18 protein-coding genes and 3 tRNA genes are annotated in these 21,919 nt (G+C 66.0%); 14 read left to right on the forward strand and 7 right to left on the reverse strand.

What is annotated here, in order from left to right; translation table 11 throughout:
• Nucleotides 1-38: 38 nt before the first annotated feature.
• Nucleotides 39-1,403: an isochorismate synthase gene (locus tag HK401_RS11390; RefSeq protein ID WP_181274770.1), complete on the reverse strand. Its 1,365-nt coding sequence runs from the start codon at nt 1,401-1,403 to the stop codon at nt 39-41.
• Between the two features lie 149 nt (nt 1,404-1,552).
• On the opposite strand from HK401_RS11390, the gene HK401_RS11395 reads away from it, so the two are divergent.
• The 4 genes from HK401_RS11395 to HK401_RS11410 are packed head-to-tail and all read left to right on the forward strand — an operon-like array spanning nt 1,553 to nt 5,726.
• The gene (locus tag HK401_RS11395) at nt 1,553-2,245 is read left to right on the forward strand and encodes a demethylmenaquinone methyltransferase (RefSeq protein ID WP_181274772.1); all 693 of its coding nucleotides are present in this window, start codon (nt 1,553-1,555) and stop codon (nt 2,243-2,245) included.
• On the forward strand, nt 2,242-3,543 hold the full coding sequence (locus tag HK401_RS11400; protein ID WP_181274773.1) for a geranylgeranyl reductase family protein: 1,302 nt from the start codon (nt 2,242-2,244) through the stop codon (nt 3,541-3,543). The genes HK401_RS11395 and HK401_RS11400 overlap by 4 nt, the downstream gene beginning before the upstream one ends.
• A gap of 45 nt (nt 3,544-3,588) precedes the next feature.
• On the forward strand, nt 3,589-4,599 hold the full coding sequence (locus HK401_RS11405) for a polyprenyl synthetase family protein (RefSeq protein WP_181274774.1): 1,011 nt from the start codon (nt 3,589-3,591) through the stop codon (nt 4,597-4,599).
• A gap of 59 nt (nt 4,600-4,658) precedes the next feature.
• Entirely contained in the window at nt 4,659-5,726 is a 1,068-nt protein-coding gene (locus HK401_RS11410) for a permease (protein WP_181274776.1), read from the forward strand.
• Between the two features lie 116 nt (nt 5,727-5,842).
• Here the strand turns inward: HK401_RS11410 and rarD are convergent, their stop codons facing one another.
• The gene (rarD, locus tag HK401_RS11415; RefSeq protein ID WP_373563648.1) at nt 5,843-6,763 is read right to left on the reverse strand and encodes an EamA family transporter RarD; all 921 of its coding nucleotides are present in this window, start codon (nt 6,761-6,763) and stop codon (nt 5,843-5,845) included.
• Between the two features lie 149 nt (nt 6,764-6,912).
• Between rarD and HK401_RS11420 the strand changes: the two genes are divergently transcribed.
• On the forward strand, nt 6,913-8,331 hold the full coding sequence (locus HK401_RS11420; RefSeq protein WP_181274777.1) for an FAD-dependent oxidoreductase: 1,419 nt from the start codon (nt 6,913-6,915) through the stop codon (nt 8,329-8,331).
• Nucleotides 8,332-8,648: 317 nt separating this feature from the next.
• Nucleotides 8,649-9,575 carry a GTP pyrophosphokinase gene (locus HK401_RS11425; protein WP_181274778.1) on the forward strand — a complete coding sequence of 309 codons (927 nt, stop codon included), beginning with the start codon at nt 8,649-8,651 and terminating at the stop codon, nt 9,573-9,575.
• Nucleotides 9,576-9,693: 118 nt separating this feature from the next.
• Here HK401_RS11425 and metE read toward each other — a convergent pair whose 3' ends face one another.
• The gene (gene metE, locus HK401_RS11430; protein WP_181274780.1) at nt 9,694-12,012 is read right to left on the reverse strand and encodes a 5-methyltetrahydropteroyltriglutamate--homocysteine S-methyltransferase; all 2,319 of its coding nucleotides are present in this window, start codon (nt 12,010-12,012) and stop codon (nt 9,694-9,696) included.
• Nucleotides 12,009-13,049, reverse strand: a complete 1,041-nt coding sequence (locus tag HK401_RS11435; protein WP_181274782.1) for a methylenetetrahydrofolate reductase — start codon at nt 13,047-13,049, stop codon at nt 12,009-12,011. Before HK401_RS11435 ends, metE begins: the two co-directional genes overlap by 4 nt.
• A gap of 188 nt (nt 13,050-13,237) precedes the next feature.
• Here HK401_RS11435 and HK401_RS11440 point away from each other — a divergent pair, with 188 nt between their 5' ends.
• Nucleotides 13,238-13,996 (forward strand): alpha/beta hydrolase, encoded by a 759-nt coding sequence (locus tag HK401_RS11440; protein WP_309135969.1) that lies wholly within the window; start codon nt 13,238-13,240, stop codon nt 13,994-13,996.
• Between the two features lie 12 nt (nt 13,997-14,008).
• Here the strand turns inward: HK401_RS11440 and HK401_RS11445 are convergent, their stop codons facing one another.
• On the reverse strand, nt 14,009-14,500 hold the full coding sequence (locus HK401_RS11445) for a YajQ family cyclic di-GMP-binding protein (protein WP_181274783.1): 492 nt from the start codon (nt 14,498-14,500) through the stop codon (nt 14,009-14,011).
• 159 nt (nt 14,501-14,659) lie between these two features.
• Between HK401_RS11445 and HK401_RS11450 the strand changes: the two genes are divergently transcribed.
• Both HK401_RS11450 and HK401_RS11455 read left to right on the forward strand, forming a co-directional pair.
• Nucleotides 14,660-14,741, forward strand: a tRNA-Tyr gene (locus HK401_RS11450).
• A 276-nt stretch (nt 14,742-15,017) separates the two neighbouring features.
• A complete protein-coding gene (locus HK401_RS11455; protein WP_181274785.1) occupies nt 15,018-15,608 on the forward strand; it encodes a DnaJ family domain-containing protein in 591 nt (196 codons plus the stop codon).
• 92 nt (nt 15,609-15,700) lie between these two features.
• Here the strand turns inward: HK401_RS11455 and HK401_RS11460 are convergent, their stop codons facing one another.
• Both HK401_RS11460 and HK401_RS11465 read right to left on the reverse strand, forming a co-directional pair.
• A complete protein-coding gene (locus tag HK401_RS11460) occupies nt 15,701-16,936 on the reverse strand; it encodes a M20 metallopeptidase family protein (protein ID WP_309135970.1) in 1,236 nt (411 codons plus the stop codon).
• On the reverse strand, nt 16,933-18,105 hold the full coding sequence (locus HK401_RS11465) for a hypothetical protein (RefSeq protein ID WP_181274786.1): 1,173 nt from the start codon (nt 18,103-18,105) through the stop codon (nt 16,933-16,935). Before HK401_RS11465 ends, HK401_RS11460 begins: the two co-directional genes overlap by 4 nt.
• Before the next feature lie 150 nt (nt 18,106-18,255).
• On the opposite strand from HK401_RS11465, the gene HK401_RS11470 reads away from it, so the two are divergent.
• From HK401_RS11470 to HK401_RS11490, 5 genes are all read left to right on the forward strand, one after another.
• Complete coding sequence (locus tag HK401_RS11470) at nt 18,256-19,056, forward strand: glycerophosphodiester phosphodiesterase (protein WP_181274787.1); 801 nt, start codon at nt 18,256-18,258, stop codon at nt 19,054-19,056.
• A 135-nt stretch (nt 19,057-19,191) separates the two neighbouring features.
• A tRNA-Thr gene (locus HK401_RS11475) sits at nt 19,192-19,264 on the forward strand.
• A 27-nt stretch (nt 19,265-19,291) separates the two neighbouring features.
• Nucleotides 19,292-19,365, forward strand: a tRNA-Met gene (locus HK401_RS11480).
• Between the two features lie 363 nt (nt 19,366-19,728).
• Nucleotides 19,729-20,412 carry a TetR/AcrR family transcriptional regulator gene (locus HK401_RS11485; RefSeq protein ID WP_181274789.1) on the forward strand — a complete coding sequence of 228 codons (684 nt, stop codon included), beginning with the start codon at nt 19,729-19,731 and terminating at the stop codon, nt 20,410-20,412.
• On the forward strand, nt 20,409-21,866 hold the full coding sequence (locus HK401_RS11490) for an MFS transporter (RefSeq protein ID WP_181274791.1): 1,458 nt from the start codon (nt 20,409-20,411) through the stop codon (nt 21,864-21,866). The genes HK401_RS11485 and HK401_RS11490 overlap by 4 nt, the downstream gene beginning before the upstream one ends.
• The last annotated feature ends 53 nt before the right edge of the window (nt 21,867-21,919 follow it).

Below are 21,919 nucleotides of genomic sequence, written 5' to 3' on the forward strand. Positions count from 1 at the left end.
TGGCCGGGGAGGCAGCCCGGTTGGTCTGACCCGGACCTTCAGTCCAGACCCAGCGCCCGACGCATCGGGGCGAACTTCGCATTCGTCTCGGCCACCTCGGTGGCGGGATCCGAATCGGGCATGATCCCGGCACCGGCGTAGAGGCGGATCCGGTTGCGGTCCTCAAGCTGACCACAGCGCAGGGCGATGCCGAACTGGCCGTTGCCCCGCCCGTCCATCCACCCGACGGGGCCAGAATAGCGGCCGCGGTCGAGCGGTTCGAGTTCATCGACGTGGGCGACGGCGCTCGCCTGCGGGTACCCGCCAACTGCTGCGGTGGGGTGGACGGCGGCGGCGATGTCGAGGGCGTTGAGGTCGGAGCCTGCCGCCAGCGTCGCCTGCGCATCCGAAGCCGAATGGATGACATTGGCCAACGGCAGCAGGTGCGGGCGCTCATCGACGGTGACGTCCTCGGCGACCGAACCCAGGCTGCGCTGCAGCGACGCGATGGCGAAAGCGTGTTCGGTGCTGTCCTTGTGTGCGCTCAGCAGCTTCCTCGCCTGCGGCATCTCCTCCATCGGGTTCTTCTCCACCCGATAAGTACCGGCGAGGACGCGGGAGGTCACCCGACCGTTCTCGACCCCGATGAGCAGCTCCGGGGTCGACCCGATCAGCCCGGCGACGTCGAAGGTCCAGCAGCTCGGATAGCTGCGGTTGAGCGCCCCGAGCACGGCACGCACGTCGATGTCGTTCTCGGTGGTGACCACCTCGTCGCGGGCGAGGACGATCTTGCGCAGCGTCGGATCGTCGGTGAACGCGTCCACCTCGGCGGTGGTGTCGATGGGGGTGAGCATCGCCGAAACCTGTTCGACCAGCCGCGCCCACCTGCTCGGATCGAGTTCACCCGGCTCGGACGTCGCCGACTCGATGCGGCGCAGCGGTTCGGGGTGGAGCACCGGCGGCACGGGATGCTCGTCGGACGTCGTGATCGATGTCAGCCATACGCGGCCCCCGCGGCGGCCGAGCACGAATTCGGGGATGTGGAGGATCGAGTCGACGCTCGACTCCCCGGAATACGCGACCGTGGCGAAGCACATCAGACCCGACCCGAGCAGGTCGACCTCGTCCTCGACACTGGCCGCCTCGGCGATCGCCGACCAGGCACGCGAGAGTTCGGTGAACCGTTCGGGACCGCGCGCGCTGATGCGCATCGTCCGTCCGAAGCCGATCAGCCCGGAGGTGTCGCGGACCCAGCACGAGAACGCCGTCGTCGGGAGCAGCTCGAGGGTCTGCTCGACAGTGGTCGGCAGACCGGACTCGAACGGGAAGCCCGGACCCGGATCGACGTCGTCGACGAAGCGGGAGGCTACGTTCAGACGCGGGGGAGCGGCGAGGATGTCGGAGGTGCCGTATGTCGTAGTCATGTCGCTTCGATTCTAGACGAGGACCCGCTGTCGATCCGCCGCCTCGGTGATGGTGGGAACGGCGAATGTGGCTATCTCCACATCCGCGCCCGCGTGAGAGCGGGGATCCGGATTCGCCGTCTGCGCGGTGGTGTTGAGACAATGAGAGCATGAATCGTGCCCAGCTGGACAAGCAGCCCGACGACGTCGCCTCGATGTTCGATGATGTCGCCTCCCGCTACGACCTCACGAACGACGTCCTCACCTTCGGTCTCGCCCGCACCTGGCGGCGCACCGTCGCCCATTCCGTGGCCGCCGGACCCGGCGAACGCGTGCTCGATCTGGCGGCGGGAACCGGCACCTCGTCGATGACGTTCACCCATCACGGCGCCGAGGTGGTCGCCGGGGACATCTCGTCGGGCATGCTCTCCGAAGGCCGCCGTCGTCACCCGCAGATCGACTTCATCTACGCCGATGCGATGGATCTGCCCTTCTCCGACGACAGCTTCGACGTCGTCACGATCTCCTTCGGCATCCGCAACGTCCACGACGTCGACACGGCCCTTGCCGAGATGCTGCGTGTGCTCAAACCCGGCGGACGGCTCGTCATCTGCGAGTTCTCCACCCCGACCCTCGACGCCTTCAGCCTCGTGTACAAGGAATACCTCATGCGGGCACTGCCCGCCGTTGCCCGCGCCGTGTCCTCGAACCCCGAGGCCTACGTCTACCTGGCCGAGTCGATCCGCGCCTGGCCGAACCAGGACGCGTTCGCCCACCAGATCCTCGACGCCGGGTTCGACCAGGTGAAGTACCGCAACCTCACCGGCGGAATCGTCGCCGTCCATCACGCTCTCAAACCGTGAACGAGTTCGACGCCGAGGTCGTCATCGTCGGTGCCGGCCCGGCCGGATCGGCGATCGGCGCCTACCTCGCCCAGGCCGGACACGAGGTGATCATCCTCGAGAAGTCAGGCTTCCCCCGCGACAAGATCTGCGGCGACGCCCTGACCCCACGCGCAGTCAAGGAAGCCGGGTTCCTCGGCATGGAGCTCGAGGCATCCGACGGCTGGCACCCGAACCGGGGACTGCGACTCATCGGAGGCGGCCACCGCCTCGAACTCGACTGGCCCGACATCGACGGCACCCCGAACTACGGACTGACCCGCCCCCGCATGAGCATGGACGAAGCCTTCGCCCGGCATGCCCAACGCAGCGGTGCCCGCCTCTTCGAACAGGTCAAGGCGATCTCCCCGGACATCGGCGAGGACGGATGGATCCGCGGGGTGCACGCCTCGGGCACCGACCACCGCGGTCGCCGTGTCGGACCCGAAGCCCACTTCCGCGCCCCCATCGTCATCGCCGCCGACGGAGTCTCCTCCCGCCTGGCCGTGGCCATGGGCCTGGAGAAGCGCGACGACCGCCCCATGGGCATCGCCGCCCGCTCGTATCACACGACACCTCGGCACGCCGACGACTACATCGAGTCCTGGGTCGAGATGCGCTCGAGCAACGCGAACGGCGAATCCGAGACCCTGCCCGGATACGGGTGGATCTTCCCTCTCGGCGACGGCACCGTGAACATCGGCGCCGGCCTGCTCGACTCCTCGCCGCAGTTCAGATCCGTCGACCTGCGCTCGGTGATGGGGCAGTGGATTGCGGACATGGGCCACGAATGGGGCATCGATGAGACTACCGAGCTGGGACCGATCAAGTCCGCGGCCCTGCCGATGGCGTTCAACCGCACCCCTCACTTCCACCGCGGGCTGCTGCTCGTCGGCGACTCCGGCGGAATGGTCAACCCGTTCAACGGGGAGGGCATCGACTACGCGCTGGAATCGGCGCGCATCGCCGCCGAGGTGATCTCCACCTACTCCCGCTACCCGCAGCACGTGCTGCGTGCACGACTGGCCGAATACCCCGAACTGCTCGGGAACTCCCTGGGCGGCTACTTCACCCTCGGACGGGTTTTCGCCTCGATCATCGGCCACCCTGCGCTCATGCAGTTCGGAATCAAGTACGGTATGGGTGTTGACGTTGTGATGGAGTTCGTCGTCAAATTGTTGGCGAACCTCTACCGCGACCCGAAGGTCTCCCACGCCGATCTCATCGACAGGGTGATCGACGCCCTGACCCGAATCGTCCCGGCCACCAGCAACGGCTGAGCACTCGGGCGAGGACAGACACCGACTACGACGAATGACGAGGACATGAGCCACCCAGCCTCTCAGGCCACCTTCACCGGTGACGACGCCCAGCTCGCGGCGGAGATCTCGACTCAGTTGGACGCCGTCGAGGCCAGGCTCTATGAGGTGACCGCGCAGATGCGTCGGCTGCCCGACGAGACCTCGAAGCATCTGCTGGCCGCCGGCGGCAAACGCGCCCGCCCGAACCTCGTGCTGCTCACCGCCCGCCTGGGTCAGGCCGACACCGAGGACATCATCGACGCGGCCGTGGCCGTCGAGCTCATCCACCTCGCCTCGCTCTACCACGACGACGTCATGGATGACGCTCCCGTGCGCCGCGGGGCACCGGCCGCCCACGAGGTGTGGGGCAACTCGGTGGCCATCCTCACCGGCGACCTGCTATTCTCAAAGGCCTCCGGGGTGACGGCGAAGCTCGGTCCCGAGGCCGTGCGCATCCAGGCCGAGACCTTCGAACGCCTCGTCCTCGGTCAGCTCAACGAATTCGCCGGACCGCCCGAGGGCGCCGACGTCATTGATCACTACATCCAGGTGCTCGCGGACAAGACGGGCTCGCTCATCGCCACTTCGGCGCAGTTCGGGGTCATGTTCTCCGGCGCGGATCCGGCGCTGGCCGAGCCCGTGCGCACCTTCGGTGAGCGTGTGGGCGTGGCCTTCCAGCTCGCCGACGACATCATCGACCTCACCACGACGAGCTCCGAGTCCGGCAAGACCCCGGGCACGGACCTGCGCGAACGCGTTCCGACCCTGCCCGTGCTCTACGTGCGGGCCGCTGCCGCCGACGGTGATGATTCCGCCGCAGAGGTGGTGCGCCTCCTCGATGAGGATTTGAGCTCCGACGTCGCCTTGGAGACCGCTCGGGCCGCCCTGGCCGCGCACCCCGTGACCGAACGTGCCCGCGCCGAGGCTCTGCGCTGGGCCGATGAGGCGAAGGTCGCCCTCGCACCGCTGCCGGCAGGACAGGTGAAAGACTCCCTGTTCGCGTTCGCCGACTCCGTCGTCGCCCGCACCTCCTGAACTTCTCTGGCTGAATTCTCCGTTCCGCATCACCGCGGCCGAAGCAAGGACGAACAGCGATGACCAGCCCCACGGCACCGGTGCCCTCACACTCCTCACGACGACTGGCTCCCGCCGATTGGATCGGCCTGGGCGTCCTCGTCGCAGTCCTCGTGGTGGGGCTGAGCTGGTCGAAATGGCTGCCCTACTGGGATAAGGCCCGGACGATGAGCCAGACCTCGATGTGGGACGGAGGCCCGCTCTTCGACGCGGCCGGCGACACGATCTCGTTCGCCGGGGCCTGGGACTTCACGCTCGTGTACTTCACCGCCGTGTGGAAGGCGCTGCTCGTGGCACTGCTCGTCGCCGCGGCCATCGATGCCCTCGTGCCTCGCGGTTGGCTGGCCCGGCTGCTCAACCGTCGCAGCCACACGGGCCAGGCCCTCGTCGGAGCCGCCCTGTCCACGCCGAGCATGATGTGCACCTGCTGTGCGGCACCCGTCGCCGCGGGTCTGCGCGACACCGGGGTGAGACGATCCGCGGCGCTGGCGTACTGGGTCGGCAATCCGCTGCTCAATCCGGCCGTGCTCATCTTCTTGGCCCTCGTCCTGCCCTGGCAGTACGTGGCCGTGCGCATCGTCTTCGCCCTCCTCATCGCCGTCGGCGCCAGCGCGCTCATCGGACGGTGGATCACGGGAGGCGCCGAGGCTGCGCCCGACCCGAGCCCCACCTCGCCGAGGCTGCCCTCCCTGCCCGTGCGCTACCTTCGGTCGCTGGGCCGGTTCACACTCATCCTCGTGCCCGAGCACCTCGCACTCGTCTTCCTCGTCGGGCTGCTCGCTCCGTGGCTGACCGGAGTCTACGGACTCGAAGCGCAGCTGGGTGCCGGCGCGGTGCTCGTGGCGGCGATCGTGGCGACGCTGCTCGTCATCCCGACCGGGGGAGAGATCCCGATCATCCTCACCTTCCTGCCGCTGGGGGTCGGTGCCGGCGTCACCGGTGTCCTGCTCATCGCCCTGCCGGCCCTGAGCATTCCGTCGATGGTCATGGTCGGCAAGGCGATGGGATGGAAGACGACCGCGGCGATGGGTGCCGCCGTAGCGGTGGTCGCGATGCTCGCCGGAGGAGTGCTGGCGGTGCTGAGCTGATCCACGGTCGGTGTCGGCCGCCTCGGCGAGGTTGGCTGCGGTTTCGGCGGACCGAGCCGGGGCGCGCCCCGGTCGGATTCGATGCCCGCTGGCGCGGTCGACCGTCGGCCGGTGCCTCAGCCGATGCGAGGATGCCTGCGCGACTGGCGGATCATGTCTGTGCACAGCAGGATGACGGCGATCCAGATGATGAGGAAGCCGATCCACCTCGTCGTCGACATCGTCTCACCGAAGACGGCGACACCGAGGATGAACTGCATCGTCGGGGCTATGTACTGCAGCATGCCCACCCACGACAGGGGGATCCTGCGCGCGGCGGCACCGAAGAGGATGAGGGGAATTGCCGTGAGGGGGCCGGTGGCCAGGAGGATGACCACGTGCCATGCACCGAAGCCGGTGAAGGTGCCGACACCCTGGGAAGCGAGGTAGAGCAGGAAGCCGATACTCGGGATGGTGAGCACGGCGGTCTCGACCGTCATGCCCTCGAGTGCACCGACGGTCCCGCCGACCTTGTTCTTCACGAGGCCGTAGAGGCCGAAGGAGAGTGCGACGGTGAGGGCGAGGTAGGGGAATCGGCCGAGGCCGAGTCCGACGACGATGACGGCGACGGCACCGACGCCCACCGCGGCCCACTGGAGTGGGCGCAGCTTCTCCTTGAGCAGGATCACGCCGAGGCCGATCGAGATGAGCGGATTGAGGTAGTACCCCAGAGAGATCTCGACGAGGTGGCCGGACTCGATCCCGTAGACGTACGTCGTCCAGTTGATCGCGATGAGGACTGACGCCAGTGCGAGCAGGCCGAATGTCCGTCCCGAGCGCACGATCTTCCATGTGCGGACGAAGCCCCTGGCGAAGAAGAGGAGGACGGCGCAGAAGATCAGCGACCAGATGATGCGATGGGCGACGATCTCGAACGCGCCGGTCGGGGCGGCCGCAGCGAAGAGGAGGGGGATGAGCCCCCAGATGATGTAGGCAGAGGTTCCATATCCCAGTCCGACGCGCCGGAACGCGGACTCATCAGGTGCAGAGGCGATCACAGAGTGAGTCTAGGGAACTCCCAGACTTCTCGCGAGTCGTTCCGACAGCTGGTATGGGCCGAGGGTGGAGTGCGAGTTTGGTCACGTCGTTGTAAGGATTGCCTACATTGGCGATAGACTCGGGGTCGACTGACTAGAGAGGTGTGAGAATGACTCGTCCCTTCCGGGTGGCAATCGTAGGCGCCGGTCCTGCCGGGATCTACGCTGCTGATCTCATGGCGAAGGCCGAACGCGACTTCGATCTGAGTATCGATCTCTTCGATCGTCTGCCGACTCCCTTCGGCCTCGTCCGCTACGGAGTTGCCCCCGACCATCCGCGGATCAAGGGCATCATCAACGCGCTCATCAAGGTCCTCGACCGTGGTGACATCCGGCTGTTCACGAACGTCGAATACGGCGTCGACCTCCATCTCGAAGAGCTCACCGACCGCTATGACGCCGTCATCTTCTCCACCGGCTGCTTCGTCGATGCCGCCCTCGATCTGCCCGGCATCGATCTGCCCGGCTCCTATGGGGCCGCGGACTTCGTCAACTGGTACGACTCCCATCCCGACGTAGGCCAGACCTGGCCGCTGGATGCCGAGCGGGTCGCGGTCATCGGCAACGGCAATGTCGCCCTCGACGTGGCGCGTGTGCTGGCGAAGCAGGCTGATGACATGCACACCACGGAGATCCCCGATCACGTCTACGAGGGCCTGAAGTCCTCGCAGGTCACCGACGTCCACGTGTTCGGCCGTCGCGGGCCGGCGCAGGCGAAGTTCACCCCATTGGAGCTGCGGGAGCTCGGACATGTCAAGGACGTCGACATCATCGTCTACCCCGAAGACTTCGAGTTCGACGAGGGCTCCATGGAGGCCATCGAGTCGAGCAATCAGGTCAAGCAGGTGGCGAAGACCCTCACTGACTTCACGATGCGTGAGGAGACGGGAGCGAAGCGTCGCCTCCACCTGCACTTCCTCCACGCACCGGTGGCCATCCTCGGCGAGGACCGGGTGACCGGTCTGCGCACCGAGCGCATGGAGCTCGACGGGTCCGGCGGAGTCAACGGGACCGGAGCCTTCCACGACTGGGAGCTCGACGCGGTCTACCGCGCGGTCGGCTATGCCGGCACGCAGCTGCCGCAGCTGCCCTTCGATGACCGCAGACGAGTGATCCCCAACCACGAGGGGCGGGTCGTCGACGCCGACGATCAGACACAGGCCGCCGGGGCCGATGTCGTCCAGGGCGTCTACGCCACCGGGTGGATCAAGCGCGGACCCGTCGGGCTCATCGGCCACACGAAGGGTGATGCGCTCGAGACGATCGGACATGTCTTCGCCGACCGTGAGGCCGGGGCGCTCACCGAACCGGTGTACCCCGACGAGTCGGCGATCGTCGACCTCCTCGAGTCCAAGGGCATCGACTACGTCGACTGGGAGGGCTACCACCGCGTAGAGGCCGCCGAGAAGGCCGCCGGCGAGGCCGAGGGCCGCGAACGGATCAAGCTCGCCACCCGCGAGGCGATGCTCATTGAGGCACGCGGACATGTCACCTCCGAGTCAGTCGGCCAGTCTGCCTCCGGTCACTGATTCTGTCGCTGCGTTCGCCACCGGTCACTGCGTCCGTCATCGGTCGCTGTGTCAGCCACCGGTCACTGCGTCCGCCACCGGTCGCTGTGTCCGCCACCGGGTTTTCGGGCAGTCCGGGCCATCCCGCACCGTTTCCGTCACACCGCACCGGGGGCGGCACGTCCTACACTCCGACCGCCATCCGGCACCGGCAGCGTCATCTCCACCCGGTGCACCGGGGTGACGAGTCGTTGCCGGTGTGGGATGGTCCCGACGCGTAGAGTCGGAAACGTCCACTGCGCACCGGTGTGCGCGCCGAAAACAGGCAGGGAGGCCCCGTGAGCCAAGAATCGGAGCTGAGAACGGTCGTCGAACGCGCCTATGTCGAACGCCTCGACGCCTGGCAGACGGCGGCCGTGCGGATCAAGCATTGGCTCAAAGAACAGCAGAAGGGCCTGCTCAAGGACAAGGACATCTCCCGCCTCGACGTCGACGGGCATCGGATCAAGGACGCCGCGAGGACCCTGGCCAAGCTGACCGAGAAGTTCGATGAGGATCCGCTGCTGGAGGTCCGCGACACCGACGATGTCGAGGACCAGATCCGCGACATCGTCGGCGTCAAGGTGCTGTGCAAGTCCCCGCGCGATCAGAAGATGATGTTCGCGGCCCTGCGCGACCCCGAACAGCTCGGCTCCTTCGACCTCATCGAGTCGCGGGACTACACGAATCCTCCGAAGGCGAGCGGCTACCGAGCCTGCCACGTCATTCTCCGCATCCCCTCTGACCAGGGGCAGCCGGTCTTCGCCGAAATCCAGGTCAAGACCCGACTCCAGGATGCCTGGAGCGAACTGACCCATGAGGACATGTACAAACCGGGTGCGGCGATGAAGCCGAGCAAGCTGCACGGGGAATTCGCCCGGGCGATGGCGAACATGCTGGCCACGGTCGATGACATGGCCGACACCCTGGCCGTCGAGCTCACCGTGCTGACCGACCCCGAACACGAACTCGACCCCGTGGCGCTGCGCGAGCAGCAGAGCGCCATCGACGTCAGAGTGCGGGCCACCGGACCCAAATACGCACTGGCGGTCGACGGTTCGGGCCGCCAGGGCCTCATCCCGGCCTTCGCCGTGCGCAAACTCAGCGAGGTCAAGGGCACCATCAAGGTCAACGACTTCATCGCCGTCGACGATCGCCTGCGAGTCAGTGTGGAGGAGGACTCGAAAGGCCTGTACTACATTCCCCTCGAACTGCCCCGAGGCTGAGACGACAGCCGGGCGGGAGGTTCGTCCTCCCGCCCGGCTCAGCGGCGTTGCCTCTCCTCACGGCGCGGGGGCTCGTCCTTCGTCCCGGCGCCGAGTGCTGCCTCACTCTTCGTCCGAATCAGACCGTGACCGTTTCCGTCTTCCGCGAGAGGACGGCATCACGGGCGGCGACGAGGTTGGCCAGCGAGGCGCGGACCTCTGAGTAGCCGCGGGTCTTGAGCCCGCAGTCGGGGTTGATCCACAGCCGCTCGGCCGGAACCTTCGCCAATGCGGCATCGATGAGCTCGGTGAGCTCGGGTACCGAAGGCACCCTCGGCGAATGGATGTCGTAGACGCCGGGCCCGATCCCGCGCACGAAGTCGAAATCGGCGATGTCGTCGAGCACCTCCATCCGTGACCGGGCCGCCTCGATGCTCGTGACATCGGCGTCGAGGGCGTTGATCGCGTCGATGATCTCCCCGAACTCCGAATAGCACAGATGGGTGTGGATCTGCGTTCCTGCAGCGACTCGGGAATTGACGAGTCGGAACGAGCGGACCGACCAGTCGAGGTACGCCGCCCGGTCGGCCTCCCGCAGCGGCAGGAGCTCTCGCAGGGCCGGCTCATCGACCTGGACGATGCCGATGCCGGCCGCTTCGAGGTCGGCGACCTCGTCCGAGAGCGCCAGGGCGATCTGATCGGCCGATTCGGCCAAGGACACGTCATCGCGGACGAAGGACCATGCGAGGATCGTCACCGGGCCGGTGAGCATGCCCTTGACGAGTCGCCGGGTCTGCGTCGCGGTGTACGTCGACCACTCGACGGTGATCGGCGCCGGCCGAGAGACATCACCGAAGAGGATCGGCGGCCGGGTGCAGCGCGAGCCGTAGGACTGCACCCAGCCGTTGTCCGTGGTAGCGAACCCGTCGAGGTTCTCTGCGAAGTACTGGACCATATCATTGCGTTCGGGCTCGCCGTGGACGATGACATCGAGTCCGAGGTCCTCCTGCAGCGCCACGACCCGATCGATCTCCGCCTTCATCGCCGCTTCGTACGCGGTGTCATCGATCCGCGACGCCCGATGATCGGCACGCGCCCGACGCACCTCGGCCGTCTGCGGGAACGATCCGATGGTCGTCGTCGGCAGAGACGGGATCTCAAGGGCGGCCTGTGCCTCCCGCCTCGTCGCATAGTCGGTGCGGAAGCCGTCATCATCGGCCAGGGCTGCGGTGCGGGCAGCCACCTCGGCGTTGTGGACCCGCGCCGACTCGGCCCGGGTGCGGCGGGCACGATCCGAACGGTTGAATGCCTCGGTGCGGGCCTCGGCCCCGGAGGACAGGGCGGTCGACAGTGCTTCGATCTCGGTGACCTTCTCCTCGGCGAAGGACAGCCAGGAGGCGACGTCGACCGGGAGGGCGGACTCGTTGGCCACGGTGTAGGGCACGTGGAGGAGGGAGGTCGAGGTCGAGACGCTCAGCGATTCGCGTCCCAGACCGGTGAGCACGCCGAGGCTCTCTTCCAGGTCAGCTGCCCACACGTTGCGTCCGTCGACGATGCCGGCGACAAGGTGGGTCGACTCGGGCACCTCGGCGGCCACGCGGTCGAGGTACCCCGGGTCGATGCTGCGGGTGGCCGCGGAGATGTCGACGCCGAGGGCATCGATGCCCGAGGTCGCCAGTGCCGAGAGTCCGGACCGCAGGGTCCCGTACGGGGCGGTGACGAAGATCTTCGGATGCGTGCTCGCCCCGGACAGGACGGCATAGGCACGACCGGCCGCCTCGGCGAGCTGCTCATCGGAGAGGCCGGGGACGTCGGTGACCAGCGCCGGCTCATCGAGCTGGACCCACTCGACGCCGGCGGCGGCGAGGATGGAGATGACGTCGAGGTAGACGGCCGTGAGTTCCTCGAGCCGATCCAGCGGCGAGGTGGTGGTGCCCGGCGCTGTCTTCGCCAGGGTGAGCAGGGTGACCGGCCCGACGAGTACGGGACGGACGAGGTGGCCGGCGGTCCTGGCTTCGGAGACGAGGGAGAGCAGATGCTGCGGGTGGGCCCTGAACGTCGTCGAGTCCTCGAGTTCGGGCACGAGGTAGTGGTAGTTTGTGTCGAACCATTTCGTCATCTCGAGTGGGGAACGCTGATCGGTTCCGCGGGCGAGGGCGAAGTATTCGTCGAGGTCGAAATCGGTGCCGGTCGTCTCTGAGGGGATGAGACCGACGCTCAGTGCGGTGTCGAGGACGTGATCGTAGTGACTGTAGGACACGGGGATCGCGTAGTCCTCGGTGAGACCGAGCGCATGCAGCCGATGGTAGGTGTCGATGCGCAGGGTGTGCACGGCCTGGGCGAATTCAGCGGCGTCGATGCGGCCGGACCAATAGGATTCGAGGGCCTTCTTCTGTTCGCGTCGCGGTCCGATGCGCGGGTAGCCGGTGATCGTTGCCTGTGGGAATTCGGTGGTCATGAATGTGCTTCCTTCTGTGTTGTGGTTTCGCTGTCGGTCGTCGGCGGCCACCGCCGAGGTGGCGGCGGGGGTGGGAATGAGGACACGGATACTCCTTTGCCATCGAGTGCGGTGAGCAGCTCTTCGGTGGTAGTCAGGTCGTTGAAGGTGTAGAAGTGGAGGCCGTCGGCTCCCTGGTCGAGGATCGCGGCGGTGTGCTCGGCGGTGATCGCGAGCCCGATGCGTCGAGCGGCGGCGGCATCTCCGACATGATCGAAGCGGGCGATGAGGCGGTCGGGGACGGGGAGTCCGGAGAGGCGCCCCATCGTGTGCAGTCGCTTGAGATCGGTGATCGGCAGGATGCCGGGGATCATCGGAATGGTGATGCCGGCATGCTCGGCGCGACGGCGCAGCCTGGCATAGGCGTTCGGGTCGAAGAAGAGCTGCGTGATCGCGAAGTCGGCGCCGTTGCGCTGTTTGGCTGCCAGTACGTCGAGGTCCTCTTCCGGCCCCGTGGACTCGGGGTGCCCGGAAGGATAGGCGGCGACGCCGATGCCGAGACGTCCGGCGGCCAGCCGAGCGACGTTGTCGGTCTCGACGGTGCGCAGAAGCTGGACGAGGGCATCGGCGTGGGCGAGATGTCCGGGCGGCAGGTGCGATTCTCCGGCGGGAAGATCGCCGCGGATGGCGAGGAATCCACGGACTCCGACGCCGAGGAGGTGGTCGATCCAGGGCAGCAGCTCCGCCTCGGTGCCGGCCGTGCAGGCCAGATGAGCCAGTGGCCGTAGGGAGGTGGTGGCGGTGATGTCGGCGATGAAGTCCGCGGTGCCCTGCAGCCAGCCGCTGTTGGCCGAGGAGGTCACGGCGAGGTAGTCGGGGCTCAGCGAGTCGAGGAAGGCCAACAGCTCGGGCAGACGTGTGGCCTGCTTCTCGGACCGGGGTGGGATGACCTCGAAGGACAGTGCCCGGCGCAGGCGGTGCCGGGCTGCCGGCTGCGATTCGATCGCGGAAGCCGGAGCCGAGGCGGAGATCCGCGGCGTGGTCAGTGTGGTGGACATGCCGCCATCCTCACAGCGGCGGCGGATGCGTGCGAGCCGAGCCGATGATCGGCGTCACAGCCCGTCACGTGAGGGTCAAGGAACGTACGGTTCGGTCAGAAGGCGACTCAGTTCGTCATAGTCGAGCAGCCGGGGGCCGGTTGGGGTATGGGGGAGTGCCCGTGGAATCTCACGCGTAGACTCCATGGGTGACTTCCATTCGAGCAGTACGCCGCTGGGCGCTCCGAGTGCTGGCCGGTGTACTGGCGCTCTGTGTCCTCGCCGTTCTCACGCTGGCGATCTGGGCGAAATCGGGAGTGATGCACGCCGAAGCGGGGGCCTGGGAATCCGTTCTCACCGACCCGACGATCACCGTCGAAGAGCATGCGGACGCTGTCGTGCTGCGCCCGGCCGAGGAGACGAGGACATCTATCGGTCTCGTCTTCTACCCCGGAGCGAAGGTCGACGCTGAAGCCTACGCTCGGCGTCTGAGCGGGATCGTGGCCGAAGGCTCTGCCGCGGTCGTCATCGTCAGACCGTGGCTGCGCCTGGCCATCGTCGACCCGCGCGGTCTGTCCACCTTCACGGACTATTCGCCTGGGACCGAGTCGTGGATGGTCGGCGGGCATTCCATGGGCGGGGTCCGTGCCTGCTCCGCCGCCGACGAAGCCGACGCGCTGGTGCTCTTCGGCTCCTATTGCGCCGCCGATCTCTCCGGCGATCAGCTTCCGGTGCTCAGCCTCTCCGGCAGCGAGGACGGACTCTCCACACCGCAGAAAGTCGCGGACGCTCGTGAGAAGCTCCCCGCCTCGGCGACGATGATCGAGATTCAGGGAGCCAGCCATTCGAGCTTCGGCGACTACGGTGCGCAGAAAGGCGACGGTTCGCCCCACATCGACGATGAACAGATGAACTCGACCGTCACGGCCGAGCTGCTCGATGTCGCCGAGAGAGTGCGAAGTGAATGAGCGGCGCCGGCCTCAGCGGTAGTTCGTGAACTGAAGGTCGACGTCGAGGTCCTGACTCTTGAGCAGGGAGATGACCTCCTGCAGGTCATCGCGCTTCTTCGAGCTCACGCGCAGCTCGTCGCCCTGGATCTGCGCCTTGACGCCCTTGGGGCCCTCGTCGCGGATGATCTTCGAGATCTTCTTCGCGTTGTCCTTGTCGATACCCTCCTTGATCGAGGCGTCGATGCGGTACTCCTTGCCCGAGGGGTAGGGGTCGCCGTCCTCGAGGGACTTCAACGAGATGCCGCGCTTGACCAGCTTCGACTGGAAGACATCGAGGATGGCCTTGACCCGGTCTTCGCTGTTGGCCTTCATCTGCACGGCCTCGCCGCTCCAGGCGATCGAGGCGTCGGTGCCGCGGAAGTCGTAGCGGGAGTTGATCTCCTTCGCCGCTTGGTTCAGCGCGTTGTCTGCCTCCTGGCGGTCGACCTTGCTGACGACGTCGAATGAGGATTCGCTGGCCATGGGTGCTCCTAGTTCTCGTGGGCATCGTGCCCGGGCTCGGCGGGCGGGACTCTCACCGCAAGTCTAGTGGAGGGCCCCGGATGTGATGTGCGTCAATCGAGTTGGTGATTCGGTCCCGATCCTTGTATTCTTTTCAGGTGCTCATCGAGCGCTGACTGCGGCAGATTGCCCGAGCGGCCAAAGGGAGCTGACTGTAAATCAGCCGGCATTGCCTTCATAGGTTCGAATCCTATATCTGCCACGCAGAACGGAGAAGCTCCGTGACCGATCGGTCACGGAGCTTCTCTTGTACCCCGTGCTTGCTCCAGGCTCTCTTCAGCCGCGGACATTCGCGACTGTGCATCGGAAATGCGGGCGTTGCGCACAAATGCAGGGACGTATGCACATTCGACGGACAGTTGTGTTGAGCACGGTTGCGGAGCCCAGGATTCTCGCGGCCCGCGGTTGCCACGACCGAACCGGACCCCTAGCGTTGAGGGACATCGCGCGGTGCGCGGGTGTGAGGAGAGGCGAGACGATGAGTGAGGAACCGACTGACGAAGGGTCGCCTCGGCGTCTGAATTCGCTCGAGGACCGCAACGCCGTGGTCGAATCCGCCCTCGACAAGGCCATCAAGCGCGGAGATTTCGACGATCTGCCCGGCCTCGGCAAGCCGCTGACCGGCCTGCACGGGTCCTCCGATCCCGACTGGTGGATCAAGCAGAAGATGGACAACGAAGGCGTCAACGGCGTCGCTCCTGCCGCATTCCAACTGCGCAAGGAGAACGCCGTCCTCGAAGACACCATCGACGCCTTCACCAGCGAATCCGACGTTCGCGACTACCTCGCAGGGTTCAACGCCCGTGTCCGCGAAGCGGTGATGGATCTGCGCGAGGGCCCGCCCGTCTTCACCCCTCCGCGAGACGTGGAGAAGGAAGTCAGCGCGTGGCGGCTGCGACGCAGCCTCCGAACCACGAAGACCGACGGCGCCGAGGTTGCCCCGCCCTTGAGAGGCCGACCGCCCACGGACGGTGGCCCGGAAGCGACGGACGGTAGCCCGGGAGCGGCCGACGGTGACGCTGGGTCCGGTGGGTCACCTCGGCGGTGGTGGCACTTCTTCCGCAGGTGAGGCGGTGACGGATGGTTCGATGTGAGGGTGAGAGGGAGCTTCCGGTAGGCGACCGCGACGTGAGGCACATGACCGCGGCCACCGCCTCGGCGCTACGACGTCAGCGACTCCTGCGCCAGTCTCTCGATAGCAAGGTGTGCCAGGAGAGCCGCCTGATCGCCGAGCACCGAATCGTCGAAGATGACGAAGGGGGAGTGGTTGTTGCCCTGTCGGTCGGCGGGAACGTCCGTGCGCTCGGCCCCGAGCATGAGATACGTGCCCGGCACCTCGCGGAGGACGAACGAGAAGTCCTCACTCGGCATGATCGGCTGCTCCAGAAGGTCCACCCGGTCCTCGCCGAGGAGGCCCCGGAGTTCGTCGACCGCCCACCCGGTCTCGTCGATGTCGTTGACGGTGACGGGGTATTGGACGTCGAAATCCACCTCGGCGGTGCAGCCGTGGGCCGCGGCGATGCCGTCGGCGAGCTGCTTCGACCGGGTGCGGACGATGTCGAGGGATTCGTCGGAGAGCGTGCGGACGGTCGCCCCCAGGCTCGCCGAGGCGGGGATGACGTTGATCGCGTCCGAGGCGCGCAACTGGGTCACCGACATCGCGATGGGGTCGAAGACGTCGATGCGGCGGCTGACCATGTTCTGCAGCGCCGTGACGAGTTCGGCCAGAGCCGGCACCGGGTCGACGGCGGTCTGCGGCTGAGACCCGTGTCCGCCGCGTCCGTGGATGGTCACCCGCAGCGTGTTCGAACCCGCCTGCAGAGTTCCGGGGCGGGTCGCGACGACCCCGCGAGCGCGCGGAAGCACGTGGACTCCGAACGCGGCGATCGCCCGCGTACCGGTGGAATCGAGCACACCTTCGTCGATCATCACCGACGCGCCGTTGTAACCCTCCTCCCCGGGCTGGAACATGAAGACGACATCCCCGGCCAGCTCATGCCGGTGGCTGTGGAGGAGCCGTGCGGCTCCGACGAGACCTGCGGTGTGCAGGTCGTGGCCGCAGGCGTGCATGTTTCCGTTCGTCGAGGCGAACGGCTCGTCCGTCTCCTCCGCCACGGGCAGCGCGTCCATGTCTCCGCGCAGGAGCACGGCGGGAGCATCGACGGGCCTGTTCGGATGCGAGCCGCGCAGGACGGCGACCACCGAGGTGGTGCTCTCGCCCGTGGTCACCTCGAGATCGAGACCGGCCAGGGCCTCGAGGACGGCAGCCTGGGTCCGGGGCAGGTCGAGGCCGATCTCCGGCATCGTGTGGAGTGCACGCCGCAGATCCTGGAGTTCAGACAGCAGGGCTCCGCCCTCGGCGAGGAGGTCCCGGGTGCCGCTGTGCGCCGCGCTCACAGCAGGCTCACGAGGACGCTGGCGATGACGACGGATCCGGCCGACACCGAGGTGAAGCCGCCGACGAGCATCGGCGGAAGCATGACGTTGAGCAGGGCTTCCTTCTCCTCGTCGTCACGGGCGATGGAACGGGCCACCTCGTTGGTGAGCAGATAGTCGGCGGGGAAGCCGTACATTGCCGTCAGCGCCACCGACATGCCCAGCGGTGCCTTCCACCGCAGCAGCTTCGTGGCGACGAAACCGCCGATGACGATGCCGGCGCCGCCGACGATGAGGATCGAGATGGTCGGCAGGAAGGCGTTGATGACGTCCTGCACCGAGGCGGTGACGAGCGGGGCCATGACGATGGCGATGACGCCGGCCATGGCGATGCCGAACGAGTTCGACCTCTCCATCGCCTTATCCGGTGAGAGGCCGATCGCTGTGGCGAGAATACCGAGGAGGAGAGCGACGATCGAGGATGGGATGTGCGTGGGGATCTCGATGAGGGTGGCGATCGATCCGCCGACGAGGATGAGGAAGAGCATGAACAGCTGGTTGTCGATGAGGAAGGACGGCAGGGTGATGAGCTTCTTCTTCTGCGCGGCCTCGGCCTCGTCTTCATGGTGAGCGGCGGCGAGATCGTTGAGTTCGCCGCTGTCGCGCAGCTTCGTGGCGTACCGGCGGAGCAGGAAGTTCGTCATCGGCATCGACGGCAGGGACTGGAGCATGAGCACGAGTGCCGGGAGCACGATGATCGACGAGGCGGCTCCGTGGGCCGTCAGCCCCTCGGTCGTCAGGCTGGTGGCGACGATGCCTCCGGCCAGTGGGCCGGAACCGGCGACGAAGGTCTCGAATCCGAAGAGCGGGGCGACGACCGCGAGGATGAGCAGGACGGCCACGAGCATGCCGGACACCGCGATGATCACCGAGCGCCACTGTTTGAGCATCACGCGCAGCGGGATGAGCGTGCCCATATGGAACAGCAGCGGGGCGACGAGGATCGTGTAGATCTGCACGAGCATCGAGTCGTCGACGACGGAGTCGGGGACGATGCCGATCTTCGCGAAGACGAAGATGCCGAGCATCGCCACGAGCAGGCTGGGTATGCGGGCTTTCGACCAGATCGAGATCAATTCGCCCAGGGCGATGAAGGCGAGAACGATGGCGGCGGCGAAGATGGCTTCCATGGATGGTCCTTAAATTTGGAAAGTGAACCGGATCACAAGATACTACGCCAGGAGCCGTGCTTGGAGGTTTCGGTGAGATTTCCTGATAGGTGGGACCCGACCCCTCCCATCGGGGCGGCGCTCATCGAGGTCAGGGCATAGGGTGGAGGCATGAGTTTCATGCAGTTCCTCCACGAACGCGGCATGGTCGAACGCCCTGGTTCGGGCAGTCGACCCCTGGTGATCGCTCACCGAGGCTATTCGGCGGTGGTGCCGGAGAACAGCCTCGCCGCTGTCGATGCCGCCCGTGCGCTCGGGGTCGACTTCATCGAGGTCGACACCTCGACGAGTGCCGACGGGGTGCCGGTGATCCTCCACGACCCCGATCTCGACCGGACGACGAATCGCAAAGGGCCGGTCGTCAACCTCACCGCCGAGGAGCTCTCCTTCGTCGATGCCGGGTCGTGGATGGGGCCCGGGTTCACCGGTGTGCGTGTTCCGACCCTGTCGGCAGTGATGCGTTCGATCCAGCACCGAGGTGGTGAACTCCTCCTCGAACTCAAGGGGGAGTGGTCATCGGGTGCGGTGGCCAGAATCTCCGAACTGGTCGTCGAGACAGGAATCGCGGATCGGATGGTGGTGCAGTCCTTCAACACCGTCACGTTGGAGACCTGCCGTGACATGCTTCCGATGGTCGCCCGCTTCCTGCTGCGGATGGTGCCCAAGCCCGAGGACATCGAGGTCGCCCGCGAGCTCGGAGCGGTGGCGATCAACCCGTCGTACAAGGGATTCTCGGTGCGAAAGTCCGTGGTCACGGAGATCCGGGACAACGACCTCGGCGTGTTCGTCTGGACCGCGGATGAGATGAACGAATGGCGGGAACTCCTCGATGCTGAGGTCGATGGGATCATCACCAATCATCCGGGCCGCCTGCAGGGGTTCCTGGCGGGACGATTCGACCGGGTGAAGTAGGGCGGATGTACTGCGCGGCAACGGGTGATGTGGGCATCGTCGCCGACCGATCCTGCCGATTTCGGTGCTTGTGAGTGAGGTCACCGAATCCCGATTTGCCCCGGCCGCGCAAACCCGTGTAAATTCTTACCTGTTGCCCCGATAGCTCAGTCGGCAGAGCATCTCCATGGTAAGGAGAAGGTCAAGGGTTCGATTCCCTTTCGGGGCTCTCGTGCCGCCTCAAATGCGGCGCTGGGGCGGGGTAGCTCAGCTGGTTAGAGCGCACGACTCATAATCGTGAGGTCGGGGGATCGAGTCCCCCTCCCGCTACCGACAGGCCCCTCACCTGAGATTCGATCTCGGTGAGGGGCTATTTTCATGCCCAAGAACCGGACTCCGACCTCGATCAAGCGGGCGCGCGCATATCGAATGGTGCGCGGGTCGTCAGGCGCGCTGCTGCTTGATCGACAGGTACCGGGTGTCCGTGCCCGGCGCCCTGGGGAGTGACCGAGTTCTGGGTGGCCTCGTCTCGTCTTCGGCTGCGCAGTCAGCGCGCTTTGATGCTCCTTTGCGGCCAGTACGCACACCTTCGGCCGCCTTGAGGCCCATGTGCACATCTTCGGTTTCACGGGACGAATTACGAAACGATACGTTGTGTTGCGTAATAGATGTGACGTATGCAATGCTCTGAATATGACCGAGAGCACAATGAAGGGTCGGCCCCTCGATGATGTTCTGACCCGACGTGTTCTCGCGGCCGTGCGATCTCAGCTCGAGGAACACGGATTCGTGAATCTCAACATCGAGAAGATCGCCTCGGCCGTGGGGTGCGGCAAGACGACGATCTACCGACGGTGGCCGACGAAACCCGAACTCGTCGCGGCGGCCCTCGTCGATGGACTCACACTCGGTGAACTGCCGGACACCGGTGACGTGGTGGACGACCTCGTCGAGCACGCGTGGCAGAATCTTGAGAATTTTCGCCGGTCGAAGGACGACGCGAAGAACAACGGATTGCTGTTGGCTATGTTCAACATGGACGTCATTCCGATCATCTCGGAGTCATTCATGAAGGATCGCCATGCCATGGGACGAGAGATCCTCTCCAGGGCCGTCGACCGCGGCCAGATGAGTGACGAACTCGATCACGACCTCATCATCGACACTCTCGCCGGTTTCACCCTCTTCCGCATCACTCTCAAGCCCGACGCCAGTCGCACCGACGATGCCGCGCTCAGGGACACCTACCGCAGTCTCGTGTGTTCGCTCGTCGACCGCTCGTCGACCGCTCGTCGACGACCGGCTGATGAGATCCGGTGCTGTTGCGACGAGGTCGTCGCCGCACCGACCCGATACCCCGTGAAAGGACCTCAATGACCATCCCCGATCCGACACTCGACACCAGATCGAACAAGAGAATCCTCGCCGTCGTCGGCTTTCTCGTCTTCGTCGAATTCTCCAGTGGATTCCTGCAGGGCTACTACCTGCCACTGCTCGACTCCGTGCGCGACCACCTCGGCGTCTCCGACGCTTCGATCGCTTGGTTCATCACCGTGCAGACACTCACGGCGGGCGTCTGTGTCCCGATCCTCTCGAAACTGGGCGACATCTTCGGACACCGGCGCATCCTGCGTATCGGCATCGTCACCGTTCTCATCGGCACCGTGCTCGTCGCACTCGCCCCCAGCTATCCGCTGGTCCTGCTGGGCCGGGTGCTGACCGGACCGATTGCCGTCTGGCTGCCGCTGGAACTGGCGATCGTGCATAATCAGATCCAAGGCGAGACGGCGCGTCGCGCGATCGGCATGCTCATCTCCGCACTGACGATCGGAGCCCTGATCGGATCACTCGCAGCCGGACTGTTCTCCTCCCTGCTGTCGTCCACAGCTGGGCAGCTCATGGTTCCGGTGGTGATGGTCGCCGTCTCGACCGTCTTCGTCTTCACCCTCGTCCCGGAATCGACCTCGAGGACCGCACCGGTCATCGACTGGCTCGGCTTCATCCTGCTGGCTCTCTTCATGCCGGCACTTCTGACGGGCATCAAGGCCGTCACCTCCCAGGCGGGCCTCGGCTTCGCTTTCATCGCCGTTGCGATCGTCCTCATCGGCGTCTTCGTCTGGTGGGAGCTGCGCACCAGTACTCCCGCGCTCAATCTGCGTGTACTCACCTCGAACCGACTCTGGCCCGTGTATGTCACCTCGTTCCTCTTCGGAATGGTGCTCTTCGGAACTCAGAGCATCACGACGACCTTCCTTGCGGGCCGACCTGAGGTGGTCGGATATGGATTCGACCTCAGTGCCGGAACCATCTCCCTGACCAATGGCACGAACATGCTCCTCGCCGCAGTCGGTGCCGCGGTCTACGCCTACATCGCAAAAGGCATCTCGCTCAAAGGTGTTCTCGTTCTCGGTTCGGCGACCGTGGCGATCTCCCAGCTGCTCCTCATCGTCGGCCATGGTTCGCTGCCGCTGGTCGTCATCGGCATCGCGCTCGCCGGCTTCGGATCCGGGCTCCTGCTCGGCGGCCTTCCCGCCGCGACCACCGAGGCCTCGCCCGCCGACGAGACAGGTATCGCCACCGGTGTGTACAACTCCGTGAAGACACTCGGCGGCGCACTGGCCGGAGCCGTGTTCGCGCTCATCCTCGGGATGTTCGTCATTCCCGAGGCCGGAGCCTCCAGCGTAGGAGGATACATCTCCATCTGGGTGATCTGCGCCGCAACTACCGGTCTCTGCCCGGTGCTTCTCGCGCTGATCCGTCCCGAGAACAACACGGAGGGACCCGCCTCCGCCACCGACACCGCGGCAGACCAGACGCGCGAAGGCGTCTGAAGAGCCATCAGATCCCGTCGGTCCCTGACCGATCTGCCCATTGCCCACCGCGA

It is taken from the genome of Brevibacterium oceani, assembly GCF_013623835.1.
Taxonomy (GTDB): domain Bacteria; phylum Actinomycetota; class Actinomycetes; order Actinomycetales; family Brevibacteriaceae; genus Brevibacterium; species Brevibacterium oceani.